Raw genomic sequence first — 8,729 nt, forward strand, 5'->3', positions numbered from 1 at the left:
TTCCGATGATCGAACCCAAGCGCGTCTTGCGCGCCCTCGCTGAACACTGGGCACTTCTGGAGCCACTGTGCGAGCACTTCGACCAGGGCACCCTGAGCCTCAACGAACTGCGCACGCAACTGGCCGCCCAGCAACTGGACAGCACGCCGCAGGACATCACCAGCCTGCTCGACGTGTGGATCCGCCTCGACATTCTGGTTCCCGTGGCGAAAAGCCCGAACCGTTTCGAGCTCAACGCGCAGATCCACGATTTCCTCGCCTACCTGCGCCGCGAGCACCGCCTGGGCCTGTGCCTGGAGATCGAAGCCTACCTGCGCCACCTCGAGCGTCTGGCCGGTTACATCCAGGACGCGTTCGACGTCCGCGACGGCAACGACCTCGCCCGCCAGTTGCGCCTGCTCGACATGCGCGTGCGCGACGTGCTGAAAAAACTCGACAACGACGAGCAGGCGCTGGTGGCCGTGGCCGAACGGGCCAAGACCAGCGACCGGCAGATTCCGTTGCGCCAGCGCTACGCCGAAGTCCTGGCGACCTGGGACGAATACGTCGAACCGATGATCGAACTGGTCAACGCCGACGGCGCCTTCGAACAAGGTGTGCGCAAGGTCGAAACCGTGCTGCTGAAGATGCTCAGCGAACAGCAGCGCCTCGGCCATCTGGTCGATGACGACATGCTCCTGCGCACCCACGCGCGCATCCTCGAAATGCAGACCAGCGCCCAACTGACCCTGCGCCACGCCCGCGAGCTGCTGCTGCCGTTGCGTGAAGAAGCGCGCCGGCACAACGCCGTGACCCGCGGCGCCGCACTGGCCCTGGCCGCGATCCGCCGCAAAGGCATCGACGCCGTGCCACAGGCGGCAATGCCGCTGTTCACCCGGCCGCAGAGTACCTTCCTCGGCAGCGCCAGTCAGGTCGAGGCCTACGTCTACGCCCTGGCCCGCTTCGAGCCGAAACCGGCGCGTTTCCCCAAGGCACACAAGACCCACAAGGGCGGTGATGCGCCGCGCGCACCGCGCACCGTGCGCGAGATGGTCGAGCGTTGCGAAGAGTCGCTGCCGATGCCGGATCTGATGACCTGGCTGCTGGAGCAGGAGCCCGACGGCGCCACCGACGAATTGCTCTACTGGTTCTCGCGCCTGTCGCGGGAAAAACGCTTCAAGCGCGAGCGTCTGGAACGCCGCGACTACCACACTCACGAGCACCAGGTCAGCCTGCGCTCCTTCGCCCTGCTCTCGGCCCGCGACACCGCTGCCGAGGATTCTGCGAGCACCCCACATGCATCTTGATCTCTCCGAACTGTCCCAACTCGCGCCGATCTTCCGCGAGTTGTTCAAGGGCTACCACGTCAGCCGCCGCGACCCGGAACTGTACGCGCAACTGTCGAACTTCCAGGACCAGTACCGCACGCTGTTCAAGGCACTGGGCTTCGAGCTGGTCTGCGACACCCGCGGCTTCTATTACTTCGTGCCGGACATGGCCGCCGCCGCGGTGAACAAGACCGCCCAGCGCCTGGCGCTGTTCACCTTCATCCTCGTCGAGCACCTGGCCGACCAGGGCCGCGACCCGATCGCCGTGCTCGACGGTGGCAGCCTCGGCCGCGAAGAACTGCCGTCGCTGCTGGACAAATACCGCGACCTGTTCATCCAGGCCGAAGTGCAGACGGTTGAAGAACTCGAAGAAAAAATCATGCGCCGCATGACCCAGCTCGGCTTCGCCGGCGAAGAAAACGGCGTGTACCGCTTCCTGCCGCCGATGCATCGCTTCCTCGATGTGTGCCTGTCGGTGCAGCAAGACCGCGATCTGGCCGCCAGCGTCCACAGCGTATTGCCGCTGCCGGCACCGGTGCTGATCGACGAAGCCGCCGAGGCGAAATTCCTCGAAACCGACGATCCGCTCGATCTTTCCGAATTTGATGAAGAAAGCGAAGAAGACGCACTGGCCCGCGCCATTGCCGAAGAACAGGAGTCCGACGCATGAGCCAGGAACGCTACGGCATCCGCCGCTTTGCCCTTTTGAACACCGCCGGTTACAGCCTCGGCCTGTTCCCGCTCGAAGAACCGCTGTCGGTCTACGGCGCGAACAACCTCGGTAAATCGGCGTCGATCAACGCCCTGCAGTTTCCGATCCTGGCGCGCATGTCCGACATGAGTTTCGGCAAGTACAGCCTGGAGCAGTCGCGGCGTTTCTACTTTGCCTCCGACACCAGCTACATCCTCGTCGAAGTCAATCTGCCCCACGGCCCGCACGTGATCGGCGTGGTCGGGCGCGGCCCGGGCGGTGGCTTCGGCCACCAGTTCTTCGCCTACGCCGGCAAGCTCGATCTGGCGCATTACCAGAAAGACGACACCTGCCTGCGCCAGAAAGAGCTGTTCAGCAACCTCGAGAAGGAAGGCCTGAAGGCCTACGAACTGAAGCCGGACGAACTGCGCCGCTTGCTGGTCGGCGGCCACACGTCGATCCCGCTCGACCTGACGCTGATCCCGCTGCGCTCCACCAGCGAGCAGAGCCTGAAGACCTTCCGCGCGCTGTTCATCAACCTGCTGCACATGCGCGAAATCACCGCGGCCAAGCTCAAGCAGCTGTTCCTCGATGCCTTCGAACACAGCCTGCGTTCCGGCAGCGTCGACTACATCGCTGCGTGCGAGGAAGCCTTCCGCGACGTGCGCCGGATGGAGCAGGACTACAACTCGCTGGTCGCGGCCGGCCCTTTGGTCGAAGCCTTGGCCAACGGCGTGAAACAGCGCGACGTGCTGCGCGGCAAACTGCATCGCCTGTCGCCGCTGCTCGACTCGTTGCTCGGCACCTGGTCGGACTACGCCACGGCGCGCAAGGAAGAGCTGACCCTTCAGGCCGAGCATTACCGTCGCGAGCAGGATGATCTGCAGAACGACCAGCGCGGCGGCACGCAGGAGCTGATGCGCCTGGAGCGGGAAATTTCCGGCATCCAGCGCTGGCTCGGTGAGCTGTCGGTGCTGAAAAACCGCTTCGCCCTGGTCGATGACGTCAAAGTGCTGGAGCAACAGTTGCTCGCAGCCAAGGACGCCCACGACGAACTGGCCGGCGCGCTGGCGCAATCGCGACAGTTCAGCGCCGAGGACCTGGAAGAACGTCTGCGCGACCTGGAAAAACGCCTGAAGTCGGTGAAACAGCAACTCGATCACGCCGACAACAACAGCTACGCGCGTCTGCGCGAGGAGTTCTCGCAACAGGACGTCGAGCGCCTGATGCGCCTGTTCAACAGCGCGCTGTTCAGTCTGCCGCTGGGCGAGCACGGCATCACCCTCGATGAAAATGGCGAGTGGGTCAAATCCGTCGAGCTGATCCTCGACGGTTTCAAGGGCGAGCGTTTCGAAGTGCCGGGGCTGTCGATCGACATCTCGCACATCGAGCCGCCGGCCCTGCAGGCGCTGGCCGACCGTGCCGCGTTGCGCGACCAGAAAGAGCGCCTGGAAAAAGAGCTCAAGCAACTCAAGACCCAGCAGGCCGTGGCCGCCGACCGCGCCGCGAGCAAGACCCAGACCGAAGCGCTGTACCAGCAAGTGCTCGATGCGCAGAAAGCCCTGGAAGACTTCCGTCGCACCCAGACCCTGAGCGCCGAAGAAGGCGACAAGCTCGAGCAACTGGCGCAGATGGAAGCGGCGCAGGACGAGCTCAAGCGCTCCAGCGATGCGTTCACCGAGCGCGTCCAGCAACTGTCGGCCAAGCTGCAACTGGTCGGCCGCCAGATCGCCGACATGGAAGCCAAGCAACGTACCCTCGACGACGCTCTGCGCCGGCGTCAGCTGCTGCCGGCCGATCTGCCGTTCGGCACGCCGTTCATGGACCCGGTCGACGACTCGATGGACAACCTGCTGCCGCTGCTCAACGACTATCAGGACAGCTGGCAAGGCCTGCTGCGCGCTGACGGGCAGATCGAAGCGCTGTACGCGCAAGTGCGCCTCAAGGGTGTGGCCAAGTTCGACAGCGAAGACGACATGGAGCGCCGCCTGCAACTGCTGATCAACGCTTACGCGCACCGCACCGACGAAGCCCTGACCCTGGGCAAGGCGCGGCGCGCGGCGGTGACCGACATCGCCCGGACCCTGCGCAACATCCGCAGCGACTACGACAGCCTCGAGCACCAACTGGCGCTGTTCAACCGCGAGATCAACAAGCGTCAGGTGTCCAACCTGCAGAGCTTCCGCATCGTCCTCGCGCCGAACAAGGAAGCGCTCAAGCACATCGACCAGATCATCCACAGCGCCGGCCAGTATGAAGAAGGCGAAACCCTCTCGGTGTTCGACCTGAGCCAGAGCGCCGAGCAGGACAACAAGAACGAAGAGGCCAAGGAATACCTGGCACGGCTGGTGGCGGCGAACCACAACCAACTCGGCCTCAAGGACCTGTTCGAGCTGGCGTTCGAGATCACCAAGGTCAACGGCCAGCCGGTGATCCACACCGACATCGATGGCGCGGCGTCCAACGGCACCACGATGACCATCAAGGCGTTGACCAACATGTATCTGTTGCTGCACTTGATGGATCGCGACCTCGCCGGTCGCGTGCGCCTGCCGTACTACCTCGACGAGGCCGCGGACATCGACGAGAAGAACCAGGCCGCCCTGCTGGAAACCAGCCTGCAACTGGGCTTCGTGCCGATCCTGGCGAGCGTGAAGCCGCAGGTCTGCGCCAGTGTCGCCATCGACCTGGAAGGCGGCAGCGGCCCGGCCGGCATCTACATCGACGAGGCGGACTGGAAATACATCCGTCGTCACGATGCGGTGAAGGCCACCATCAATGTTGAAGCGGACGAGCCGGAGCTGGATGCGGTTTGACCGACGCTGACTGAAGGCAAAAAAAGGGCCGCGATCCGATGGGATCGCGGCCCTTTTTTATGGCTTTGGATTTGTGCTGACTGGAAGGACCTCATCGCTGGCAAGCCAGCTCCCAGAGGTTTTCTCGTAGAATACAAACGCTGTATACGACGCGATCCCTATGGGAGCGGGCTTGCCCGCGAAGGCCAGGCGCCACATCACTACGGATTACTTACCGAGCGGAATCTTCGGCGCCCAGGTCAGCCACTCATCCTCGAACTTGTCGAACAGGGCAAAGGTCTGCTCCGGCCGTGCCGGACTGCCCATGCGCTCGCCATCCGGTGTAGCGAAGGCGATGCCGCCCTGGATCAGCGTCTCCAGCGATTCGGTGCGCACCGTCACGCCTTTGAACAAACCGTAATCGAAACCGACACCACTGGTGTTCCAGAACCGGCTGCCACTGCGCACCAGCGGCGCGTACTTCGGCTCGATCAAAATGTGCACCAGCACCCGATCCGCGGTTTGTCCCAGTTCATAACCGGTGACTTTGCCGACGGTGATTTCGCGGTAGGTCACGGGCACACCCGGCTTCAGCGACCCGCGGCGGGCGGCGCTCAACACCAGGCTCAACCCAGCTTCCTGCTTGGTCACCTCAGGCGCATTGGCCAGGGCGACGAAGTTCTTCTGCGGGCCCTGACTCTTCGCTGCCGGCTGCACTTCGATGTATTGACCGGTCACCAGGGTTTCCAGGTTCGCCGTCTTGATCAGGCCCAGCTCCGGCTTCACCACCCAGAACTGAGTGCCGACACGGGCGATCTTTTCCGGCACCTCGGTGATCCGCGCGGTGAGGATTACCGACTGCAGATCGTCAGTCAGGTCAACGCTTTCGATCTTGCCGACATCCAGGCCCTTGAAGCGCACCGGCGTACCGCTGCGCAGACCGTCGGCGCGATCGACCTTGATCGTCACCAGCGTGCCCTTCTGGTTCGCCTCATCATGGTTGGCGAACAGCCGGAAACGCGGAATACGCTTCTGCAACGGCGCCTTGGCTTGCGGGGTTTCGAAGGCGATACCGCCGGCCATCAACGTCTGCAACGACTCACTCTTGACCTGTATTCCGCCCGTCAGGCCGCCGGTCAGGGTGACGCCACTGACGTTCCAGAAGCGCGTCGACGCGTTGACCAGATTCTCGTATTCCTTCTCGATGTGCACACCGATGATCAATTGCTTTTGGGTCTTGGAGAACTGATAGCTCTGCACCGAGCCGACCTTGACCTGCTTGTAGAGAATCGGGCTGCCGACATCGATCGAGCCGAGGGTGTCGGTGAACAGCACCAGGTGCAGGCCCGGTGAGCGCAGGTCCAGCGGCGGCGCTTTCGGACGCGCCTCGAATTCGCGCTTCGGCGCCGCGCCCTTGTCACCCGGGCGCACAGCGATGTAGTTGCCTTTCACCAAGGCTTCCAGGCCGGTGATCCCGGCCAGGGAAATCGACGGTTTGACCACCCAGAACTGCGTGCCATCGACCAGGTAATCTTCGGCCAGTGGATCAAGGGTCAGCTCGGCGGTGGCACTGTTCAGATCCGGGTCGACCTTCAGCGCTTTCAGGTTGCCGACCTGGATGCCTTTGTACATCACCGGGGTACGCCCGGCCTGCAGGCCCTCGAAGTCACTGAGTTTGACCTTTACGCGAATCCCGGCGGCAGCGGCGTCGAAGTCTTCGTACAGACGGAACGGCAGGCTCGGATCGGTGGGCGGACTGTCCTTGCGGTTCTCCGGCGTAGCGAAGGCAATCCCGCCGGCGACAATGCTGGCCAGGGATTCGCTGCGCACTTTCACGCCGGACAGGTTGGCGTCGATGCTGATGCCGCTGGCGTTCCAGAAACGCGTGTGTTTGCGCACCAGTTTGGCGTACGTCGGTTCGATGAAGACTTTCAGTTCGACGGTGCTCTGGTCTTCCGACAGCAGGTAGCTTTTCACCTGGCCGACCTTGATCTGCTTGTAGAACACCGGGCTGCCACGATTCAGCGAACCGAGGCGATCAGCCTTGATGGTCAGGTGCAGACCAGGCTTGGAGTCCGACAGCGGCGGCTCCTCGGCCAGGGCCTTGAACTTGCGGGTCGGCTCGCCTTCGCCGGGGCTGATGGCGACGTAGTTACCGGATACCAGGGTTTCCAGACCGGTGATACCGGCCAGGGTCACGCTCGGTTTGACCAGCCAGAAACGCGTGCTGGTCTTGAGGTACTGCTCGACGTCCTTGTTCATCTCGACCGTGGCGATCACCCCTTTGGAGTTGCCTTCGTCGTCGAGCTTGAGGGATTTGACCTTGCCGACCGGCATGCCTTTGTAGACCACTTCGGTCTTGTTGGCCTGAATGCCTTCACCGCTTTCGAAGCGCACCTGAACCTCGATACCGGTTTCGTTATAGGCACGCCAGCCAAGCCAGCCGCCGATGATCAGCGCGATCAGAGGCAGCACCCAAATGGCGGACCAGTTCGAGGCTGGTCGGGTTTTCGCTACAGGCAAATCAGTCATGGTCGGCGTCCGACTCCGTGTTATCCCAAATCAGTCGGGGATCGAAAGTTACAGCGGCGAGCATCGTCAGGATCACCACAGTGGCGAAGGCGATGGCGCCCAGATTGGCTTCGACACTGGCTAACCGGCCGAAGTTGACGACCGCCACCAGAATGGCAATCACGAAAATATCGAGCATCGACCAGCGACCGATGAACTCGATGAAGCGGTACATCCAGATCCGCTGCCGCGCGGACAACGGCTGACGCCGCTGCACCGAAAACAGTAACAGGGCGATACCGACCAATTTGAAGGTTGGCACCAGGATGCTGGCGATGAACACCACCGCAGCGATCGGGATCATGCCGTGCTGTACCAGCTGAATCACCCCGGCCATGATCGTGCTCGGATCACCCTGCCCCAGCGAACTGACCGTCATGATCGGCAGCACATTGGCGGGGATATAGACGATGGCGGCCGTGATCAATAATGCCCAGGTGCGGGTCAGGCTGTTGGGGCGGCGCGCATGCACCAGGGCACCACAGCGCGTGCAGGTCTGCTCATCGCTGCCGGCCTCTTGCCTGTTCAGTTCGTGACATTCGTTGCAAACCAGAATGCCTGCATCAATCGCCCGCATGGACGTCCTCTCCTGATAACGCCTGCCAGATCTGGTGCGGCGACATCACCACTTCCAGCCACACCTGAACCAGCAACAAGCCGATGAAACAGGCCAGACCGAGGCCGACGGTGATAGCCGCCATGTCCGCCAGTTTGACGATCGCCACCAGTACGCCCATGAGGTAGACCTCGAGCATCCCCCAGTCTTTGAGGTGGTGGTAAATGCGATAGAGCAGCAAGCCGTAGCTGCGTCCGATATCAAACTGGATCGTCAGCAACACCATCAACTGACACAACAGCTTGAGCAGCGGAATGGCCATGCTGCACAGGAAGACAACCACGGAAACGCCGCGCATGTCGGTATTGAACAAGCCGACAACGCCACTCCACACCGTATCCTGCGACGACTGTCCGAGTACATTGAGCTGCATGATCGGCAAAAAGTTCGCCGGCACGTAGAGCAGCAGTGCCGCGATGACCAGGGCCAGACTGCGTTGCACCACATTATGGCGATGGGCGTACAGTTCATAGCCGCAGCGTGGGCAGAGCGCTTTCTCGCCATGGGCAAGCTCGGGCTTGCGCATCAGCAGATCGCACTCATGGCAGGCCACCAGGTCATCCAGCGGTAAATCTGACAGCCCGGGGGCGTCAACCGAATCTGACATAAAGGCTCTGGCTCCGAAAAAGATGGGGCTATTCTAGTGTTCTGATTCGAAAATAACTGTGCAAAATTGTTCGCTAGCTAAGCAAAAAACTTTCCTGCGGGCAAAACAAAACCCCAACTGCTTTCGCAATTGGGGTTTCGGA

General features: G+C 62.2%; 6 protein-coding genes. 3 read left to right on the forward strand and 3 right to left on the reverse strand.

Going from position 1 to position 8,729, the window contains the following annotated elements; genetic code table 11:
* Window positions 1-5: 5 nt before the first annotated feature.
* From mksB to mksF, 3 genes are read left to right on the forward strand one after another with little or no spacing between them, the layout of a single operon-like run.
* A complete protein-coding gene (mksB, locus tag QRN70_RS19030) occupies window positions 6-1,286 on the forward strand; it encodes an Mks condensin complex protein MksB (RefSeq protein ID WP_285419463.1) in 1,281 nt (426 codons plus the stop codon).
* The gene (gene mksE / locus QRN70_RS19035) at window positions 1,276-1,977 is read left to right on the forward strand and encodes an Mks condensin complex protein MksE (RefSeq protein WP_095136783.1); all 702 of its coding nucleotides are present in this window, start codon (window positions 1,276-1,278) and stop codon (window positions 1,975-1,977) included. Before mksB ends, mksE begins: the two co-directional genes overlap by 11 nt.
* A complete protein-coding gene (gene mksF, locus QRN70_RS19040) occupies window positions 1,974-4,814 on the forward strand; it encodes an Mks condensin complex protein MksF (protein ID WP_285419464.1) in 2,841 nt (946 codons plus the stop codon). Before mksE ends, mksF begins: the two co-directional genes overlap by 4 nt.
* A 207-nt stretch (window positions 4,815-5,021) precedes the next feature.
* Here the strand turns inward: mksF and QRN70_RS19045 are convergent, their stop codons facing one another.
* The 3 genes from QRN70_RS19045 to QRN70_RS19055 are packed head-to-tail and all read right to left on the reverse strand — an operon-like array spanning window position 5,022 to window position 8,587.
* On the reverse strand, window positions 5,022-7,325 hold the full coding sequence (locus tag QRN70_RS19045) for a PqiB family protein (protein WP_285419465.1): 2,304 nt from the start codon (window positions 7,323-7,325) through the stop codon (window positions 5,022-5,024).
* Window positions 7,318-7,941, reverse strand: coding sequence for a paraquat-inducible protein A (locus QRN70_RS19050; protein ID WP_285419466.1), 624 nt, complete (start codon window positions 7,939-7,941; stop codon window positions 7,318-7,320). The genes QRN70_RS19045 and QRN70_RS19050 overlap by 8 nt, the downstream gene beginning before the upstream one ends.
* Window positions 7,928-8,587 (reverse strand): paraquat-inducible protein A, encoded by a 660-nt coding sequence (locus QRN70_RS19055; protein WP_285419467.1) that lies wholly within the window; start codon window positions 8,585-8,587, stop codon window positions 7,928-7,930. Before QRN70_RS19055 ends, QRN70_RS19050 begins: the two co-directional genes overlap by 14 nt.
* Between the last annotated feature and the right edge of the window lie 142 nt (window positions 8,588-8,729).

The organism is Pseudomonas sp. efr-133-TYG-5 (assembly GCF_030209175.1).
Classification (GTDB): domain Bacteria; phylum Pseudomonadota; class Gammaproteobacteria; order Pseudomonadales; family Pseudomonadaceae; genus Aquipseudomonas.

Bases quoted from the DNA above. Each gene is read 5' to 3' on its own strand.
- mksB (WP_285419463.1), top strand. From the start codon at position 6: ATGATCGAACCCAAGCGCGTCTTGCGCGCCCTCGCTGAACACTGGGCA.
- mksE (WP_095136783.1), top strand. From the start codon at position 1,276: ATGCATCTTGATCTCTCCGAACTGTCCCAACTCGCGCCGATCTTCCGC.
- mksF (WP_285419464.1), top strand. From the start codon at position 1,974: ATGAGCCAGGAACGCTACGGCATCCGCCGCTTTGCCCTTTTGAACACC.
- QRN70_RS19045 (WP_285419465.1), bottom strand. From the start codon at position 7,325: ATGACTGATTTGCCTGTAGCGAAAACCCGACCAGCCTCGAACTGGTCC.
- QRN70_RS19050 (WP_285419466.1), bottom strand. From the start codon at position 7,941: ATGCGGGCGATTGATGCAGGCATTCTGGTTTGCAACGAATGTCACGAA.
- QRN70_RS19055 (WP_285419467.1), bottom strand. From the start codon at position 8,587: ATGTCAGATTCGGTTGACGCCCCCGGGCTGTCAGATTTACCGCTGGAT.